Annotated in this window: 9 protein-coding genes, 1 tRNA gene and 1 other RNA gene; 3 read left to right on the forward strand and 8 right to left on the reverse strand. The window is 72.9% G+C overall.

What is annotated here, in order from left to right; translation table 11 throughout:
• Positions 1–66 precede the first annotated feature (66 nt).
• The 6 genes from DEJ17_RS08500 to ffs all read right to left on the reverse strand — a co-directional run bounded on the left by DEJ17_RS08500 (position 67) and on the right by ffs (position 14,105).
• Entirely contained in the window at positions 67–1,119 is a 1,053-nt protein-coding gene (locus tag DEJ17_RS08500) for an aspartate-semialdehyde dehydrogenase (RefSeq protein ID WP_110893003.1), read from the reverse strand.
• A gap of 44 nt (positions 1,120–1,163) precedes the next feature.
• On the reverse strand, positions 1,164–2,429 hold the full coding sequence (locus tag DEJ17_RS08505) for an aspartate kinase (protein WP_017888681.1): 1,266 nt from the start codon (positions 2,427–2,429) through the stop codon (positions 1,164–1,166).
• A gap of 116 nt (positions 2,430–2,545) precedes the next feature.
• Positions 2,546–3,145, reverse strand: a complete 600-nt coding sequence (gene recR, locus DEJ17_RS08510; protein WP_017888680.1) for a recombination mediator RecR — start codon at positions 3,143–3,145, stop codon at positions 2,546–2,548.
• The gene (locus tag DEJ17_RS08515) at positions 3,145–5,910 is read right to left on the reverse strand and encodes a DNA polymerase III subunit gamma and tau (protein WP_110893005.1); all 2,766 of its coding nucleotides are present in this window, start codon (positions 5,908–5,910) and stop codon (positions 3,145–3,147) included. Before DEJ17_RS08515 ends, recR begins: the two co-directional genes overlap by 1 nt.
• 164 nt (positions 5,911–6,074) lie before the next feature.
• Positions 6,075–13,700 carry a choice-of-anchor G family protein gene (locus tag DEJ17_RS08520; protein ID WP_110893007.1) on the reverse strand — a complete coding sequence of 2,542 codons (7,626 nt, stop codon included), beginning with the start codon at positions 13,698–13,700 and terminating at the stop codon, positions 6,075–6,077.
• Between the two features lie 308 nt (positions 13,701–14,008).
• Positions 14,009–14,105, reverse strand: an RNA gene (gene ffs / locus DEJ17_RS08525) — signal recognition particle sRNA small type.
• 37 nt (positions 14,106–14,142) lie between these two features.
• On the opposite strand from ffs, the gene DEJ17_RS08530 reads away from it, so the two are divergent.
• The gene (locus DEJ17_RS08530; RefSeq protein ID WP_110893009.1) at positions 14,143–14,817 is read left to right on the forward strand and encodes an SDR family oxidoreductase; all 675 of its coding nucleotides are present in this window, start codon (positions 14,143–14,145) and stop codon (positions 14,815–14,817) included.
• Positions 14,818–15,034: 217 nt separating this feature from the next.
• Here the strand turns inward: DEJ17_RS08530 and DEJ17_RS08535 are convergent, their stop codons facing one another.
• Together DEJ17_RS08535 and pta are read right to left on the reverse strand one after the other, a co-directional pair.
• Positions 15,035–16,231: an acetate/propionate family kinase gene (locus DEJ17_RS08535; RefSeq protein ID WP_110893011.1), complete on the reverse strand. Its 1,197-nt coding sequence runs from the start codon at positions 16,229–16,231 to the stop codon at positions 15,035–15,037.
• A gap of 49 nt (positions 16,232–16,280) precedes the next feature.
• Positions 16,281–18,389, reverse strand: coding sequence for a phosphate acetyltransferase (gene pta, locus DEJ17_RS08540; protein WP_110893013.1), 2,109 nt, complete (start codon positions 18,387–18,389; stop codon positions 16,281–16,283).
• 121 nt (positions 18,390–18,510) lie between these two features.
• Between pta and DEJ17_RS08545 the strand changes: the two genes are divergently transcribed.
• Together DEJ17_RS08545 and DEJ17_RS08550 are read left to right on the forward strand one after the other, a co-directional pair.
• Positions 18,511–18,595: transfer RNA gene (locus tag DEJ17_RS08545), tRNA-Ser, on the forward strand.
• 317 nt (positions 18,596–18,912) lie between these two features.
• Positions 18,913–19,557: a hypothetical protein gene (locus tag DEJ17_RS08550; protein ID WP_110893015.1), complete on the forward strand. Its 645-nt coding sequence runs from the start codon at positions 18,913–18,915 to the stop codon at positions 19,555–19,557.
• The last annotated feature ends 42 nt before the right edge of the window (positions 19,558–19,599 follow it).

Raw genomic sequence — 19,599 nt, forward strand, 5'->3', positions numbered from 1 at the left:
CGGACAGGAGGCCCGTGGCGGTGTCGCCACGGGCCTCCCGTCCGTCTGTCGGTCGCGCTCGGCGCGCTACGCGTCGACGGAGCGGCGCGCGACGATCGTCTCGGCGATCTGCACCGCGTTGAGCGCGGCGCCCTTGCGGAGGTTGTCGTTGCTGACGAACAGCACCAGGCCACGACCCTCGGGTGCGGACTGATCGGCGCGGATCCGGCCGACGAACGCGGGGTCCTGGCCAGCGGCCTGCAGCGGGGTCGGGACGTCGGAGAGCTCGACACCGGGGGCGTTCGACAGGATCTCGGTCGCACGCTCGGGCGACAGGGGGCGCTCGAACTCGGCGTGCACCGAGATGGAGTGCCCGGTGAACACGGGCACGCGCACGCACGTGCCGGCGACGAGCAGGTCGGGGAGCTCGAGGATCTTCCGGCTCTCGTTCCGGAGCTTCTTCTCTTCATCGGTCTCGCCCAGGCCGTCCTCGACGATGCTGCCGGCGAGCGGGATCACGTCGAAGGCGATCGGTCGGACGTACTTGACCGGCTCGGGGAGCGTCACGGCTGATCCGTCGTGCGTCAGCGCAGCGGTGTCCTGCTCGAGCGCGGCCTTCGCCTGGCTCAGCAGTTCTTCCACGCCGGCGAGCCCGGAACCCGAGACCGCCTGGTAGGTCGTGGCGACCAGGCGGCGGAGCCCCGACTCGGTGTCGAGCACCTTGAGCACCGGCATGATCGCCATCGTCGTGCAGTTCGGGTTCGCGATGATGCCCTTCGGCGCCTGGTCGATGGCGTGCGGGTTCACCTCGCTCACGACGAGCGGGACGTCGGGGTCCATGCGCCAGGCGCTCGAGTTGTCGACGACGAGTGCCCCGGCGGCGGCGAACTTCGGCGCGAGGGCCCGCGAGGCGGTGGCCCCGGCGGAGAACAGCGCGATGTCGATGCCGGACGGGTCGGCGAGCTCTGAGTCCTCGACCACGATCTGCTCGCCGCGGAACGGCAGCGTCGTGCCGGCGGAACGGGCGCTCGCGAAGAAGCGGACCCGGTCGGCCGGGAACGCGCGCTCCTCGAGCAGGCGACGCATCACGGCGCCGACCTGGCCGGTGGCGCCGACGACGGCGACGGTGAGGGTGCTCATGCGGTGCTCCTGGTGGTTCAGCGGATCAACGGGTCGGCGGGGCGTCAGCGGCCGGTGCCGGCGTAGACGACTGCCTCGGCGTCGGCATCGAGGCCGAACGCGCTGTGCACGACGCGCATCGCCTCGTTCAGGGTGTCGGCGCGGGTCACGACCGAGATGCGGATCTCGGACGTGGAGATCATCTCGATGTTGATCGACGCGTCGTGCAGGGCGCGGAAGAGCTGCGCCGAGACGCCGGCGTTCGTGCGCATCCCGGCGCCGACCAGGGCGAGCTTGCCGATCTGGTCGTCGTACTGGATGCTCTCGTAGCCGATGTCGGCCTTCGCGACCTCGAGCGCCGTCAACACGGTCTGGCCCTGGTCCTTCGGCAGGGTGAACGAGATGTCTGTCCGCCCGGTCGACGCTGCCGACACGTTCTGGACGATCATGTCGATGTTCGCCCCGGCACGCGCGACGTTGGTGAAGATCTCGGCGGCCTTGCCCGGCTGGTCCGGGACCCCCACGACGGTGATCTTGCCCTCGGAGAGGTCTCCGGCGATCCCGGTGATGATCGGTTCTTCCACGGTTTCCCCCTCGGCAGGGTTGTAGACGATGGTGCCCTCGTTGTTGTTGAACGAGGACCGGACGTGCAGGGTGACGCCGTGCCGCCGGGCGTACTCGACGGCGCGGATGTACAGGACCTTGGCACCCGAGGCTGCGAGCTCGAGCATCTCTTCACTGGTGACGCGGTCGACCTTGCGGGCCTTCGGCACGACACGGGGGTCGGCGGTGAAGATACCGTCGACATCGGTGTAGATCTCACAGACGTCGGCGTCGAGTGCTGCGGCGAGGGCGACGGCGGTGGTGTCCGAACCGCCGCGGCCGAGCGTCGTGATCTCGCCGGTGGTGCGGTTGAAGCCCTGGAACCCGGCGACGATCGCGACGTGCCCGGAGTCGAGCGCTTCGCGCACGCGCTTCGGGGTCACGTCGACGATGCGGGCCTTGCCGTGCTGGGCATCGGTGAGCATGCCGGCCTGGCTGCCGGTGTAGGACGACGCTTCGACGCCGAGGCTCTTGATCGCCATCGCGAGCAGCGCCATCGAGATGCGCTCCCCCGCGGTGAGGAGCATGTCGAGCTCACGGCCGGCCGGGATCGGCGTGACGGAGTGCGCCAGGTCGACGAGTTCGTCGGTGGTGTCGCCCATCGCCGACACCGCCACGACGACGTCGTTGCCGGCCTTCTTCGTCTCGACGATCCGCTTCGCCACGCGCTTGATGCTCTCGGCGTCCGCGACGGATGAACCACCGAACTTCTGCACGATCAAGGCCACTGGCTGGTACTCCCGGAGACGGCGACACCGCGAGGTCACGCGGTCTCACAATGGTAGTCGGTGTTTCGGGGATGTTGCGTGCGAGCCGGCCCGCACGCAAGGATCCTGCGCGGTGGTCAGCCGCCGACGACGCGGCGGCCCTCGAAGGCACGACCGAGCGTGACCTCGTCGGCGTACTCCAGGTCGCCGCCGACCGGCAGCCCCGACGCGAGCCGCGTGGTGCGGATGCCCATCGGGACGAGCAGCCGGCTGAGGTACGTCGCGGTCGCCTCTCCCTCGAGGTTGGGGTCGGTCGCGATGATGACCTCGGCCACGGTGCCGTCGGCCAGGCGGGTCATGAGCTGCTGGATGCGGAGGTCGTCCGGACCGATGCCGTCGATCGGGCTGATCGCGCCGCCGAGCACGTGGTACAGGCCACGGAACTCGCGCGTGCGCTCGATCGCCGCGACGTCCTTCGCTTCTTCCACCACGCAGATTGTCGCCGGCGAGCGTCGCGGGTCACGGCAGATGCTGCACTGGACGTTCTCGGTGACGTTTCCGCAGATCTCGCAGAAGCGCACACGCTCCTTGACGTCGGCGAGCAGCTCCGACAGCCGGCTCGGGTCGAACGACTCGGTCTGCAGGATGTGGAAGGCGATGCGTTGCGCCGACTTCGGGCCGATGCCGGGCAGGCGGCCGAACTCGTCGATGAGGTCCTGGACGATCCCGTCGTACATCAGGCACCGTCCTGGTGGAGAGCGGTCTCCTCGATGAACTGGGCGTTGAGGATCTCACGCACGACGGCCTCGCCGTACCGGCCGGCGACCGGGGCGCGGCGCGCGGGCGGTGCGGTGTGCGCGGGAGCGGCGGCGGGCTGGGCCGCGCGCTGCGGTGCGGCCTGCTGCGCCGGGGCTGCCGGCGGCGCGGCTGCTGCGCTTGCGGGCGCGGATCCGCGACCGATCCCCGGGTCGGGGAACGGGGCGCCGTCGTCGTACGGTTCGTCGTCGAGCGGGTAGTCGTCGACCGGCACGACCGGCACGACCGGACCGCCGGGAGGCACGGCTCCCGCTCCGGACGCCGCCTGCGGCCCCGGAGTGGTCGGCTGGGCGGGCTGCCCGGCCGTGGCAGCGCCCGGTCGCGCAGGTGCGGCCGACGGTGTCGACTCGGCCGGCTGGGGCGTGCTCGTCTCGGCAGGGGCGACCGGCGCGGACGCCGGCACGGTGCCGAAGGGTGCTGCCCAGCTGGGCTCGACGGATTCCGGGACGGCGTCGGCGGTGGGGTCGCTGGCGGGGATCGTCGCGACCGCCCAGTCCGTGACCGGTGCGCCGGAGGGAGCGGGGGTCGGTTCGGCCGGTGCCTGCTCGCGCTGCGGGGCGGACGCGGTCGGCGCTGCCGTCGGCGCCGGCGCTGCCTTCGGCTCCGGCGCGGACTTCGGCGCGGGCGCTGCCGTCGGCGCCGGCGCTGCCTTCGGCTCGGGTGCTGCCGACGCGGCCTTCGGCTCCGCGGCAGGTGCAGCCGTCGGCGCGGGCTCACCAGCGGATGCCGGTGCCGGGGACTCCGGTGCTGCGGGCTCGGGCGCCGGGGCCGGGGTCGCGGCGGCGGCGGGCGCCTGGGCAGCGGGCACCGGACGCTGGACCGGTGCGGGCTGCTGTGCCGGAGCCGACTGCTGCTGCTGCTGGGGACGCTGCTGCCCCGGCCCACGGGCGACGAACTTCACGCGGAGCCCGAGGACGTCCACGATGGCGGCGCGCAGCAGTTCGCTGACGCTGGCCGACGGGTCGGACATCTCCTTGAACGAGGCGACGTCCTGCTGGCTCGGGAACGTCAGCGTCAGCACGTCGTCGCGCAGCGCGGTGACCTGCGCCGTGACGACCACCGACCACGCCGAACGCTTGGCGTGCTGCACGTGCTCGACGATCTGCGGCCAGGAGTCGCGCATCTGCTGGAAGCCGACGGCACCGACGGTCCGGACGGCGGGCTCGTCACCGATCGTCGTGCCCTGACCGGTGGACGACGGGCTGACCGGCTCGGCAGCGGGCTTCGAGGGCTCTGGCTTCGCGGGCCCGGTCGAGGTCTGCGCGGGCGCTGCGGGAGCGCTCGGAGCGACCGCTGCCCACGACGCTGCGGCGTCGCGGGCCACGGTTCCGGAGTCGGCCTGCGGCGCGGCGAGCTGCTCGACGGGACGCTCGGGCGTCGTGCGAGCCGCTGCCGGAGCGGGCGTCGGGGCGAGGGAGGGAGCAGGAGCTGCGGGAGCCGCGGCCGCCGGCTGCTCACGACGGGGGGCCGCGACGGCGGGAGCGGACTGCTCGCTGGCGCCGGCCTGGTGTCCACCGACGTCGCCCACACCGACACGACGTTCCAGCCGCTCCACCCGGGCGAGGGCTCCGCGCTGGGTGTCGTCGGCCTCGGGCACGAGCATCCGGGCCGTCATGAGTTCGAGGTGCAACCGGGGCGAGGTCGCGCCGGTCATCTCGGTGAGGGCCCGGTTCGCGATGTCGGCGGAACGGGAGAGCCCAGTCGCGCCGAAGACCCCGGCCTGGCGGCTCATGGTGTCGAGCTCTTCCGGCGAGACCCCGCGCAGGACCGCGGCGGCGCTCTCGTTCGTCGCCGCGACGACGATCAGGTCGCGCAGGCGCTCGAGCAGGTCCTCGACGAAGCGGCGGGGGTCCTGTCCGGTCTGCACGACCCGGTCGATCGCGGCGAACGCGGACGCCGGGTCGGCGACCGCCAGGGCGTCGACGACGTCGTCGAGCAGGGCGGCGTCGGTGTAGCCGAGCAGGGCCACGGCACGCTCGTAGGCGATCGCACCGTCTTCGCTGCCGGCCATCAGCTGGTCGAGCAGCGACAGGGTGTCACGGACGGATCCGCCGCCGGCACGCACCACCAGGGGCAGGACACCGGGAGCCACCGACACGGACTCCTGCGTGCAGAGCTGCTCGATGTACTCGAGCATCACCGCGGGCGGGACGAGCCGGAACGGGTAGTGGTGGGTGCGCGACCGGATGGTGCCGATGACCTTCTCGGGCTCGGTCGTCGCGAAGATGAACTTGACGTGCTCCGGCGGTTCTTCGACCAGCTTGAGCAGCGCGTTGAAGCCCTGCGGCGTCACCATGTGCGCTTCGTCGAGGATGAAGATCTTGTAGCGGTCGCGAGCCGGGGCGAACACGGCACGGTCGCGCAGGTCACGCGCGTCGTCGACACCGTTGTGGCTCGCGGCGTCGATCTCGATGACGTCGAGGGAGCCGCTGCCGTCGCGGGCGAGTTCCACGCAGCTCGGGCAGACGCCGCACGGGGTGTCGGTCGGGCCCTCGGCGCAGTTGAGGCAGCGCGCGAGGATGCGGGCCGAGGTCGTCTTGCCGCAGCCACGGGGCCCGCTGAACAGGTAGGCGTGGTTGACGCGGTTCGTGCGGAGCGCCGTGCGGAGCGGGTCGGTGACCTGCGACTGCCCGATCAGCTCGGCGAAGTTCTCGGGCCGGTAACGGCGATACAGGGCGGTGACCACGCGACAAGGGTAGCCGTCACGACCGACAACCCGCGTGCCCGTCCACAGGTCGTCCCGCCGGGCCAGACCACCCGTCGGCGGTGGGCCGAGCGCCCGGACGGCACCGCGCCTCCCGTCCGTCTGGTCGACGGGCGGGAGGCGCGGTGTGTGACGCCGGTGCGGACTCAGCCGCGGGTGCGGCGACGGAACCCGCCGGCGAGGCGGGAGAGCCCCAGCAGCAGGAACCCGAGGGCTACCAGGCCCGCCGCGGTGCCGGCGATCGGGACGACGTCCGCGCCGGTCCAGGCGAGGTCACCGGTGCCGTTGCCGGAGCCACCGATCCCGGTGCCCGAGCCGTTCCCGGAGCCACCGCCGGTGCCGATGCCGGTCCCGCTGCCGCCGCCGGTCCCCGGCGTGCCGGGCAGACCGGGAGCACCCGGCGCTCCGGGGGTACCGGGGGTACCGGGCGTCCCGGGCGTTCCGGGAGTACCGGGCGTTCCGGGGGTACCGGGCGTGCCCGGCTCCTCCGGGTCGACGGCGTCGTCCATCACCATGACGCGGACCATCTGCGCCTGCGAGGTGAACCCGCCGACGGACTGGGTGACGCGCAGCATGTGCCCACCGACCGGCAGCGCAACCATGACCCACCACTCGCCGTCCTCGTCGGCCGTCGTGGCGACCGCGTCACGGCCCATCGGCTGCACGGTGACGGTCGCGCCGGGCTCGGCGGTGCCCGTGACCATCAGGTCGTGGTCACCGTCCTCGTCCGCCATGTACTGCGAACCCGGTGTCGGCGAGGTGACCGCAAGCGGCTCCAGGGTGTCGACCACGATCGGCACCTGCGGCGCCGCCGAGGTCGTGCCGTTCACTGACTGCGTGGCGCTGATCGTCCACTCCCCCTCGGGGACGCGCTCGAACACGACGCTCCACGCACCCTCGTCGTCGGCGGTGGTGGCGCGGACCTGCCCGGTGGACAGGGTCGCCGTCACCGCGGCGCCGGGGGTGGCCTGACCGGTCACCGTGAACGAGCCGGTGTCACCGAAGCCGTCCGCCCGGATCAGCTGCCCGGGGTCGGGGCTCGTGATGACGATGCCCGTCTCCTGCGCGGCCACGACCGTGACGCCGGCGGTCACCGGGTCGGAGGTCCGACCGCCGATCGTCTGCGTCGCCGACACCGTGTGGTCCCCGAGGGGGACGCCACCGATCGTGACCGTCCACGAACCGTCGTCGCCGGCGGTCGTCGTGGCGGTCCGGCCGTCGACGTCGACCGTGACGGTCGCGCCGGGCTCGGCGGTGCCGCTCACCGGGACCGACGTCGTCGACCCCGTGGTCGGGAACGCCTGGCCGTCGCTCGGGCTCGAGATGACGACCGGCGTCGCGGCCGTCACGGTGAAGCCGACCTGCGGGGCGTCCGTGGTGGCACCGTCGACCGTCTGGCTGGCGGCGATGGTGTGGGTCCCCTCGTCGACGTCCGGCACCGTCACGGACCACGCACCGTCGTCGTCCGCGGTCGTGGTGACCGCGGGGCCGTCGTCGATGCGGACCGAGACGGCGGCGTTCGGTGCCGAGGTGCCGGTCACGCGGACGTCGGTCGAACCGCCGAGCACGCGGATGTCGGCGCCGTCGGCCGGGGCGGTCACGACGATCGCGTCCGCAGCGGCCACCACGACGGTGACGTCGCGCTCGATCGGGTCGGACGTCGTGCCGTTCACGACCTGGGTGACGACGAGCGTGTGCTCGCCCGCCGACACGTCGACGAGGGCGGTCTCCCACCGTCCGTCGGTGCCGACACGGACCACGACCGGGTCGGCGTCGTCGAGGACGACGCGGACCGTCGCACCAGGCTGGCCCTCGCCGCCGACCGGGACGGTCGCGGTGGGGTCGGTGCTCGGCACGGTGAACGTGGTGTCGTCCGCCGGGGCGGTGACCGTCAGCGCGGCACCTGGTGCCACCGTGAAGGTGCTGCGCACCGCTGCGGACGTCGAGCCGTCGACCGTCTGGGTCGCACGGATCGTGTGCTCGCCGACGGCGGTGTCCGACAGTTCGACGCTCCAGGTGCCGGCGTCGGTCGCGGTCACGGTCCGGGCGTCGCCACCGTCGATCGTGACGCGGACCTCGGCACCGGGCTCGGCCGCCCCCGCGGCGGTGAGGGTCGCGAGCGAGTCGCGCTGGGCGACCCGGATCGTGGTCCCGTCCGCCGGGGTGGCGATCGTGATCGGGTCGGCGACGAGGACGCGGACGTCCACCGTCACCGGCGCGGACTCGGTGTCGTCGATGCGCTGCGTGACGCTGACGGTCGTGGTGCCGGCCGGCACACCGGGGACCGAGACGCTCCACGCGCCCTCGTCGTCCGCGGTGGTCGACTCGGTGCGACCGTCGCCCAGGTCGACCACGATGGTCGCGCCCGGCTCGGCGGTGCCGGCGACGTCGACCGTCGTCGTGCCGTCCCCGTCGGCGACCGTGTACTCCTGGTCGGCCGTCGGCTCGGTGATGACGACGGGTGCGCCCGCCTCGATCTCGAACGTCGTCTCGACCGGGGTGGTGGAGGTCGAGCCGTCCACGGTCTGCGTCACCTCGACGGTGTGCTCGCCGACACCGAGGTCCGGCACGTCGACGCTCCACGAGCCGTCGTCTCCGGCGGTGACCTCGACGGGGTCGCGGTCGTCGACGGTGACCGTCACCGTGGCGCCGGGCTGGGCGTCACCGGCGACCGTCACGGTCGTCGTCGCGTCACCGTCGGCCACCGTGATGGCGTCGTCGCCGGGCTCACGGATGACCAGGGCCGCAGCGGCGACCACGGACACCGGTCGTTCGACCGCCGCACTCGTGGTGCCGTTCACGGCCTGCGTGACCGAGGCCGTGAACGAGCCGGTCGGCACGTCCTCGACCGTGGTCGTCCAGCGGCCGTCCTCGTCCACGGTCGCCGTGGCGCTCCCGCCGTCGCCGAGGTCGACCGTGACGGTCGCGCCCGGCTCACCGCTGCCCGCGAAGTCGACCCCGGTGGTGGCGTCGTCGTCCGCCACCGTCACGGTGGTGGCACCCCGCGGGGTGGAAACGACGAGCGGGGCTCCGGCACGGACCGACACCGCCGCCGTCACCGGCGTCGAGGTCTGCCCGCCGACGACCTGCGTCGCGGTGACGCGGTGGTCACCGACCGGGACGTCCTGCAAGGTGGTCTCCCACCGGCCGTCCTCGTCCGCGGTCACCGTCTCGGTCTCACCGGTCGACAGCCGGACCGTCACCTCGGCGTCGGGCTGGGCGCGACCGGTCACCTCGACGTCGGCGGTGCCGGACGTGTCGGCGACCGTCAGGACGTCGCCGTCCTCCGGGGTCACGATGGCGAGCGCGGTTCCGGCCCGCACCGTGACGGTCTGGTCCGGACTGGAGGCGGTGGTCCCGCCGACCGTCTGGCTGGCGGCGAGCGTCGGGGTGCCGACACCGACCCCACCGAACGTGACCGTCCAGTCGCCGTCCGCGTCCGCGGTGGTGGTCGCCTCGTCGTCGCCGAGTCGCACCGTCACCGGTGCGCCCGGCTCGGCCGAGCCCGTGACGACGACGTCGCGCGTCGCGTCGGCATCCGGCACGAGGAGGACCACGTCGGTCCCCGGTGCGGTGATCGTGACGGCGTCGGCGGCCTCGATCGTGACCGTGCGCTCGACCGGCTCGGAGGTGCGCGGGTCGGAGACGGTCCCGGCCAGGGTCTGGGTGACCGTGACCTGGTGCTCGTCGACGCCGAGGTCGGGGAACGTGATCGACCACGTGCCGTCGGCACCGACCGTCGTCTCCTGGTCCTCGGAGCCGGCGAGGGTCGCCGTGACCGTGGCGCCGGGCTGGCCGGTGCCGGTGACCGTGACGTCGCGCTCGACATCGGGGCCGGCGACCGTGATCGGGTCCGTGTCCGGACCGGTGATCGTCAGCGCGTTGGCCGTGACGACCTCGAAGGTGATCGGGACGGCGCTCGTCACGACGTCCTCGACCTCCTGGCTGGCCGACGCCGTGTACAGGCCGGTCGGGGCGAGACCGGTGGCGTCGACCGCCCACCGACCGTCGTCGCCGGCCGTGGTGGTGAACCGGGTGCCGGGTCCGACCGACACGGTCACCGCGGCGCCGGGCTCGGCCGTGCCGGTGATCCGGACGGTCGCGGTGGCGTCGGCGTCGACCACGACGAAGCGTGCGCCGCTCGCCGGGGTGTCGATGACGATGGCGTTGCCGGGGACCACGGTGAAGTCACGCGTGACCACCGGGCCGTCGGTGCCGTTCACGGTCTGCACGGCCTCGACGGTGTGCTCACCGATGCCGAGCTGCGTGGTCGGGAGCTCCCAGTTGCCGGCCGTGTCCGTGACGACCTCGACGGGGTCGCCCTCATCGATCGTGACGGCGACGGTCGCGCCGGGCTCCGCGGTGCCGCGGACCACCACGTTGGCCTCGCCGCCGGTGCCGGCGGGCACCTGCTGGGCATCACCCGGTGCCACGATGACGAGCTCGTCGCCGGCCTCGACCGCGAAGTCACGGTCGACCGGTGCCGAGGTCGCACCGTCGACGGTTTGGGTGACCGTCGCGGTGTGGTCGCCGGTGCCGACGTCCGACAGGATCACCGACCAGGCGCCCTGCGGGTTCGCCGTCGTGGACACCGCGTCGCCGTCGTCCAGGACGACCTCGACGCGTGCGCCGGGCTGCGCGGTGCCCCGCACGGTGACGTCGACGACGGAGTCGTCGGTCGCGACCGTGACGGTGGCGTCCTGCGCCGGAGCGGTGACGGCGAGCGGGGCGCCCGACTGCACCGTGACGACCTGGCGGACGGCCGGCGAGGTGGTCCCGCCGACGGTCTGCGTCGCCGAGATCGTGTACCGACCGACCGGGACGTCGGTGACGGTCACCGTCCAGGTGCCGTCGTCGTCGGCCGTCGTGGTGGCGGTCAGCCCGTCGCCGAGCGAGACCCACACCTCGGCGCCGGCCTCGGCCGTGCCGGCCAGGTCGAGGTCGGTGGTGGTCCCTGCGTCGAGGACGGTGACCACGTCGCCGTCGTCGGGCGAGGTGATCGCGAGCGGGTCGCCCGCCTCGACGGTGAAGGTGGTCTCGACCGGGCCGGACGTGGTGCCGTCGACGCTCTGACGCGCCGTCGCGGTGCGGCCGCCGACCGGGACCCCCACGAACGTGGTCGTCCAGGCGCCGTCCTCGTCCGCGGTGACCGCGGCGGTGAAGGAACCACCGATGCCGACCGTGACCCGGGCGTTCGGGGCGGCCGAGCCGGACACCGTCACCGGGGTGGTCGAGTCCGCGTCCGCGACGGTGATGGTGCTGCCGTCGGCCGGCTCGTCGATGGTGAGCGCGGGGGCCGCCGTCACGGTGAAGTCGCGGGTGACCGGGGCGCTCGTGATGCCGCCGACGGTCTGGGTGACCTCGGCCGAGTACTCCCCGGCCGGGACGTCCGTGACGCTGGTCGACCAGGTGCCGTCGGCGTTCGCGCGGGTGGTGGCGGTCAGGCCGTCACCGAGGTCGACGTCCACGCGGGCGCCAGCCTGTGCGCTGCCTGCGAACGGGACGGACCGGGTGTCGCCGGCGAGCGGGAAGTCCTGGTCCGCCGTGGGGGTGTCGACGGTCAGGCCGGCGGCGGCCACGACCCGGAAGGACCGGGTCACGGGTGCCGAGGTCGTGTCGCCGACGGTCTGCGTGACGCTCGCCGTCTGCTCGCCGACCGGGACCTCGGGGACGGTGACGCTCCAGGCGCCGGCGTCATCGGCCGTGCCCGTCGCGGTCACGCCGCCGCCCAGGTCGACGCTGATGCGCGCGTTCGCCGTCGCGGTGCCCGTCAGGGTGACCGGAGCGGTCTCCCCCGTGGTGGTGAAGGTCTGACCGGCTGTGGGGGTGGTGATCGTCAGTGCGCGCTGGGCGACGACGGAGAAGTCCTGCGTCGCGGAGCCGGCCGCGGTGCCGCCGACCGTCTGGGTCGCGGTCGCGGTGTACGCACCGGTGGGGACGTCGGCGATGGTCGTCGTCCAGGTCCCGTCGGCAGCGACGGTCGCGGTGCCGGTCCGGTCCCCGCCGAGGCTCACGGCCACGGTGGCGCCGGGCTCCCCGGCCCCGCTCACGACGACGCTGCGGGTCGAGGTCGCCGACGGCACGGTGAACTGCTGTCCGGCCGTGGGCGCCGTGATGGTCGGAGCCGCGAAGGCCGTGGCGCGCACGGTCGAGGTGGCGAGGTCCACGGTGGCGACGTTCACCCCGGGGAGCACGGAGAGCCGCAGGGCGTGCACGCTCCGCGATCCGGTGTCGTACCCGCGGGGGTCGCGGAAGCCGGTGGTGTCCTGCGCGTTCACGGTGAGGTCGACGACCTGACGGAGCAGCAGCACGACGGGGCTCAGCAGGGTGGAGACGGCCGAGGTCGTCGCCGTCAGCGTCGAGCCGAGGTTCGTCAGGGCCGTGCCCGTCACGAGGGGACGCACGACGGTCTGCAGCGCCGGGATGACGACGGTGTTGACCGCCGGGGCGAGCAGGGTGCCGAGCACGTTCAGGCCGAGGGGCCCGCCCGTCGCCGTCACCGTGGCGGTGGCGGGCGACGTGCCGGCGAGGGCGCCGAGCGTGGTGTCCGCCCGGAGGGCCAGTGCGGTGAGCGGGATGCCCGCGAGGTTGACGTTCGCGGTGACGTTCACCCGCACGGCGGTCGAGTTGATCGTGTTCACGACCGCGGTCTGCAGTGCCGTCGGCAGCTGCGTGCCGAGGATCGTCGTGATGCTCCGGTTGATCGAGCTCACGGCCGCCTCGGTCAGCACCGACGTGTTCGCGGGTTGACCGTTCAGCGTGGTGAGCCGGTCGAGGTCGACCGTGATCGCGCCGGTCGACGGCGTGATCGTCACCGCACCGTCCGTGAGCGGCTGCTGCAGCACACGGGTCAGGGTGTCGTCGAGGTTCAGGTCGACGGTCGCGGTGACCGTCGTGCCGTTGAGGTTCACGAGTCCGAGGCTCGTCGTGCGGAGGAGCCGCTGGAGCTCGCTCGTCAGCGCCGTGGTGGTACCGGACAGCGCGCCGTCGGCACCGACCGCGGAGTTCACCGTCCCCGAGAAGGTGCGCAGGTCGTTCCGGAGCGCCGTACTGAGGCCGGCGACCGCCGGGCTCGTCAGGTTCAGGTCCGCACCGGCGATCCGGTAATCGGTCGCCGTCCCGACCGTGGTGCCCCGCGTCGCCTGGATCCGGGAGGCCAGGGCCCCGACCCGCAGCTGCGCGTTCGACAGCAGCGTGGTGTCGGCGCCGACACGCGAGAACAGCGGGTTGAGGTTGACCGTCGCCGCACCGGTGCCGGACCCCGTGCCGACCCCGATGCCGCCGTCGTTCGTCAGGAGCCCCGACGACGCGGTCGCTCCGGTGGCCGAGGTCGTGGCGTACTGACCGTCGACGCCGAGGGTCAGGATGCCGTTCGGGCCGAGCAGGTTGACGTCGTTGCCGAGGTTCACCCCGACCGCGTTGAGCGCCGTCAGGTTGAGCGGCTGGTTCGTGGTGCCGCCGCCGGAGCTCGCGCCCCGCGCGGAGTACGCGCCCCCGAGCTGGGCGACCGCGTCGGCGTTGACGATGCCGGAGCCGCTGAGCAGCAGCCCCTCGGCCTCGGCGACGTCGGTCTGGGCGGCCGCAGCGGGTTGGATCGCCACGGTGGCGGCGATGAGCGCCGTCACCGTGGCGACGACGCCGCCGCGCAGGAGGAGCCGCCGACCGTCCGTCGCTCGTCCTCGAGCTCGGCCGTCGGCGCGGGTGATCCGTCGTGTCCGTTCGTCCGCTGCGGAGGGTACGGGGGTACCGGGCAGCGACGCGTGCCTGCGCATGCGTGTCTCTTTTCCTGGCGGGCGCGCCCGCCACCTGATCCTCGGAATCCACCGCTGGTGAGGCGGTGGAGGCTCCTCCGCTGGTGAGGCGGTGGAGGGTCGGAACCCTGGTTGGGGATTCCTGAGGCAGATCTTTACACACGATCAGGTTCATGTCCGCGCGTGCCGCCGAAAAAGTGCGCTGGCCCTCCCGAACGGGGGGGCGTCACCGGGGAGCACACTCGGAGACGAGCAGGGCCGTGAAACGAAGAACACTCCCCACGCACCCGCGCACGAGATCAGCGCAGCCCCGGTTACCCTCCGGAAACGAAGAAGACTCCTCACGCACCCGCCAGAGCCCGGTTACCCTTGCTGCGTTTCCGCCCTGGGGGAGTTGGCCTGGATGGCGTCACGTGAGGAGCCGCCGAGAAGTCTACCGGACGCGACGGGCAGACTCGAACACATGAAGATCGCCATCGCCGGAGGACACGGCCAGATCGCCCTGCTCCTCGCCCGCCAGATCACCGACGCCGGCCACGACGCCGTCGCGATCGTCCGCAACCCCGCGCACGTGGCCGACGTCGAGCAACAGGGGGCGCGTGCGATCGTCGCCGACCTGGAGCAGCTCGGCGACGACGACCTGGCGCTCCGCCTTCGCGGTGTGGACGCCGTGGTGTTCGCCGCTGGTGCCGGGCCGAACAGCGGCGCCGAAGGGAAGCTCACCGTCGACCGTGACGGCGCGATCCTGCTCGCCGACGCCGCCGAGCGTGCCGGCATCGAGCGCTACGTGATGATCTCCGCGATGGCGGCCGACACCTACGACCCCGAGCTCGCGGTGGTGCCCGCGCAGGACGACGCCGCGGTGTTCCAGGTCTACCTGCGGGCGAAGGCCGAGGCGGACGCGAACCTGCGGGCACGACGACTCCGTTGGACGATCGTGCGTCCCGGCGGCCTGCTCGACACGCCGCCGCAGGGCACCGTCCACGTCGGCCGGACGGTGCCGCGCGGCTCGATCCCCCGCGCTGACGTCGCGACCGTCGTCCTGCACGCCCTGCTCGACGACGCCGCGGTCGGCGTGCAGTTCGAGGTCACCAGCGGCGACACCCCGATCCCGGCGGCGCTGGACGCGCTCACCTGACCGGTCCGCGCGGCCCGCACCGTGCGGTGGACGCGGCCCACGGGCGGCCGGGAGGCGCGGTGCCAGCCCGCACCGCGCCTCCCGGCCGCACCGTGCGCACCTGCTCACCCCGTGCGGGCTTCCGCGCCCCGTGCCCCGCTGCAAGCGCGCACCCAGCAGCCAGCCCTTCACCAGCCGACGAACACCGCACCGTGCCGCCGCGACGCGGCGGCACGCGTCAGAGCGCGACCGCAGCCGACTGCCGGGCGATCTCGAGCTCCTCGTTCGTCGGGATGACGAGCACCGCGACCCGTGAACCGTCCGTGGAGATGCGGCGGGCATCCCGCGACGCCAGCTCGTTGCGGTCCGGATCGACCTCGATGCCCAGGTGCTCGAGCCCCGCGAGCACGCGCCGCCGCAGCAGTGCGTTGTTCTCGCCGACCCCCGCGGTGAACACGACCGCGTCGAGCCCGCCGAGCTGTGCCGTGTAGGCGCCCACGTAGCGACGGATGCGGTGGCGGTACACGGCGAGCGCCGCCTCCGCCTGCTCGTCGCCCTTGGTGGCGGCGTCCTGCACGTCGCGCATGTCGCCGTTGCCGGTCAGGCCGAGCAGGCCGGACCGCTTGTTGAGCATGGTGTCGAGCTCGTCGAAGGTCATCCCGGCCTCGCGGTGCAGGTGGATGAGCACCGCGGGGTCGAGGTCTCCGGAGCGGGTGCCCATGACGAGCCCCTCGAGCGGCGTGAGCCCCATCGAGGTCTCGATCGACCTGCCGCCGTCGATCGCCGCGACCGAGGCCCCGTTGCCCAGGTGCAGCACGATCGTCTTGAGCTCGGCGAGCGGCCGGTCGAGGAACTCCGCGGCCTGCTCGGAGACGTACTTGTGGCTGGTGCCGTGCATGCCGTAGCGGCGGATCCCGTACTCGGCGGCCAGGTCGGCGGGGATCGCGTACGTGTACGCGTGCGGCGGCATGGTCTGGTGGAACGCGGTGTCGAACACGGCGACGTGCGGGACGTCCGAGAAGACCTGCTTCGCGGCGCGGATGCCCTCGAGGTTCGCCGGGTTGTGCAGTGGCGCGAGGCTGTTGAGGTCCTCGATCTGCTGCTCGACCTGGTCCGTGACGACCGTTGCGTGGTCGAAGGTGGTGCCGCCGTGCACGACGCGGTGGCCGACGACGGCTGGCGGGTGCTCGTCGAAGGACGGGCCGACCTTCGCGAACGCGTCGATCATCGCCTGGAACCCGGCCGCGTGGTCGGGCACCGAAGCGGCGTCGTTCGACGACGACTCCCCCGTCAGCGCGTTGGTGTGCTTCCAGGCCCCGGCGGATTCGCCGATGCGCTCGACGAGCCCGGAGGCGAGCGTGCGCTCGTCCTCGAGTTCGATGAGCTGGTACTTGAACGAACTCGAGCCGGAGTTGACGACGAGGGCTGCGGTCACGGGGTGGTCACTTTCTGTCGGGCCTGGAGGCGCGGTGCGGGTCGGGCGGTCAGGCCGCGTCGGTCGCGGTGCCGGCCTGGATCGCGGTGATCGCGACGGTGTTCACGATGTCGCCCACCAGGGCGCCGCGCGACAGGTCGTTGATCGGCTTGCGCAGGCCCTGCAGGACCGGGCCGATCGCCACGGCGCCGGCCGAGCGCTGCACGGCCTTGTACGTGTTGTTGCCGGTGTTGAGGTCCGGGAAGATGAACACCGTCGCGCGGCCGGCGACCGGGGAGTCCGGCATCTTGGTCGACGCGACCGTGGGGTCGGCTGCGGCGTCGTACTGAATCGGGCCCTCGACGAGCAGGTCGGGCCGGCGTTCCCGCACGAACGCGGTGCCGGCGCGCACCTTGTCGACGTCGGCGCCGGAGCCGCTGTCGCCGGTGGAGTAGCTGAGCATCGCGACGCGGGGGGCGATGCCGAACTGGGTCGCGGTCTCGGCGGACGAGATGGCGATGTCGGCGAGCTGCTCGCTCGTCGGGTCCGGGATCACCGCGCAGTCCCCGTAGACGAGCACGCGGTCGGCGAGCGCCATCAGGAACACGCTCGACACGATCGAGGTGTCCGGACGGGTCTTGATGATCTCGAACGACGGCCGGATCGTGTGCGCCGTGGTGTGCTTCGCGCCGGACACCATGCCGTCGGCGAGCCCGAGCTGCACCATCATCGTGCCGAAGTACGAGACGTCGGTGACGGTGTCGCGGGCGAGCTCGATCGACATCCCCTTGTGGGCGCGGAGCCGGGTGTACTCCTCGGCGAAGCGCTCCCGGAGCTCTGGGTCGAACGGGGACACGAGCTGCGCGGCCTCGAGGTCGAGGCCGAGCTCGGTCGCCCGCGTGCGGATCGCAGCCGGGTCACCGAGGATCGTGAGCTCGCAGACCTGGCGCTGCAGCAGGGTGGAGGCGGCGCGGAGGATGCGGTCGTCCTCGCCCTCGGGCAGGACGATGCGCTTGCCGTAGCTGCGGGCGCGGTCGAGCAGGCCGTGCTCGAACATCAGCGGGGTGACGACGCCGGACGGGGCGAGCTGCAGGCGGTCGCGCAGGGCCTCGGCGTCGACGTGCTGCTCGAACAGGGCGAGCGCGAGGTCGGCCTTCCGGGGCGAGTCCGCGGCGAGGCGGCCACGGGTCTGGGTGATCCGGAGGGCGGTGTCGTAGGTGCCGAGGTCGTTCTGCGCGATCGGCAGCGAGCTCGACAGGCCCTCGAGCAGCCGGGACACCTGCGGGGCGATCTCGAACCCGCCGTTCAGGATGACCCCGGCCAGGCTCGGGAAGGTCTCGGACTGGTTGGCGAGCAGGGTGGCGATCAGGACGTCGCTGCGGTCTCCGGGGACCACGACGATGCCACCCTCGATCAGGCGGGGCAGGACGTTCTCCATGCTCATGCCCGCGACGACGGTGCCGAGGGCCTCGCGGTCGAGCAGTGCGTCGTCCCCGCGCACCAGGGTGGCGCCGGTGGCCTGCAGCAGCGCGCGGACGGTCGGGGCGACGAGCACGCGGTCCTCGGGGATCGCCCACACCGGGACGTCCGGGTGGTCGTCGTGCACGGCCTGCTCGACGCTCGTCACGATGGCGGCGAGGGCGTCCGGGTCGGCGCGGTTCACCACGACGCCGAACAGCTGCGCGTGTGCCGCCCGCAGCTCGCTCGTCGTGACGTCCGCGACCTGGGCCATCCCCTCAGGGGTGCGGGCCGCACGCTCGGCGGCGTCTCGGCCGCCCAGCACGAGGAGCACCGGAGCGCCGAGGTTGGCGGCGACCTTCGCATTGAAGGACAGCTCGGTGGGGCTGCCCACGTCCGTGTAGTCGGACCCGAGCACCACGACGGCGTCGCACTGCCGCTCGACCTGCGCGAACCGGGTGACGATGGTGCCGAGCGCCGCCTCGGGGTCGGCGTGCACGTCGTCGTAGGTGACGCCGACCGCGTCGTCGTACGAGATGCCGACGGCCGTGTGCTGCAGCAGCAGCTCGAGCACGTAGTCGGGTTCGACGACCGAGCGGGCGACGGGCCGGAACACGCCGACGCGGCCGACGGACCGGGCGAGGGTCTCGAGGACACCGAGGGCGACGGTGCTCTTGCCCGTGTGCCCTTCTGCTGACGTGATGTAGATGCGGGTCGACACGACGCCCAGGGTAGTCGCCGCACATGTCACGACATCTGGGAGCACCGGCGCCGACGACACGCGGTCGTGAGCACGGCCGAGAACCTGTACCATTGGGTGTCGCCGTCGCGAGACGGTGTCAGGAGAATTCGCCTAGTGGCCTATGGCGCACGCTTGGAAAGCGTGTTGGGTGCAAGCCCTCGGGGGTTCGAATCCCCCATTCTCCGCAGCGAGCAGGACAGGACCACCCACGAAGGACCCGCACCGATCGGTGCGGGTCCTTCGTCGTTCCACGGGGCAGTGCTCTTCAGGGCGCAGTGGTCCCCCACCCTGCGGACGAGCGCGTGCCCTGTTCCCCCTCGGTTGGCCGTGAAACGCCGGTCGGGGGTGGAACGGGCTGTCCCCGGTACCCGTCGGTCGCCTATGCTGGCCGAGCGAACGGCTCCGGGACGAGCCGACGCGGTGCATCGGGCGGCAGGGGCGTCGCTCGGAGGGCGTGCTGATCAGCGTGCCCGGAACACCCGAGGGGACGAGGAGACGCGCCATGGGGGACACCACCGTGCCCGCGGCAGTACCCGTGCGGCCCGCCGTCTTCGACACGGTCCTCCGTCCGCGCCGGTCCCTGGTCCGTTCCACCGCGCTGAGCATCGCCTTCTCGGCCGTGCCGCTCGCCGTCGCCCTGGTCTGGGTCTCGTTCCCGTTCCGCACGTGGGCCGTGTTCGCCGGGGTCGTCGTCGCGATGGCCGCGGCCGTCGGCATCGTGTTCGTCCGACTGCACACCGCGTTCGTCGGGATCGACGACGACGGCCTGACGATCCGCGGTGTGCTCACCGCGCACCGGCGGGTCCCCCGCGACCGCGTGCACAGCCTGGTGCTCGCCACGACGTTCGGTTCGTCGGTCGACCGGACCGTTCGGGAACTCGTCGCGTTCGACCGGACCGGCACCCACCTCTTCCGGCTCCGTGCCGACGTGTGGGGCGACGACGGACTCGACCGGGTGGTCGACGCGCTCGGTGTGCAGGTCGTCGAGGAGTCCCGCCCGGTCTCGGCACGCACGTTCGCCAGGCGCTACCCGACGAGCCGCGCCTGGTACGAGCAGCGTTCGGCGTTCCTGCTCGTCGGCGGCCTCGTCGTGCTGGTCGTCGGCGGGCTGCTCGCCGTCGAGTTCGCCGGCCTCACCGCGCGCTGACGCATCGGCGACCGGGCCCAGCGGACCTGCGTCGCCACGGAC

This window comes from Curtobacterium sp. MCSS17_011, from assembly GCF_003224275.1.
Lineage (GTDB): Bacteria > Actinomycetota > Actinomycetes > Actinomycetales > Microbacteriaceae > Curtobacterium.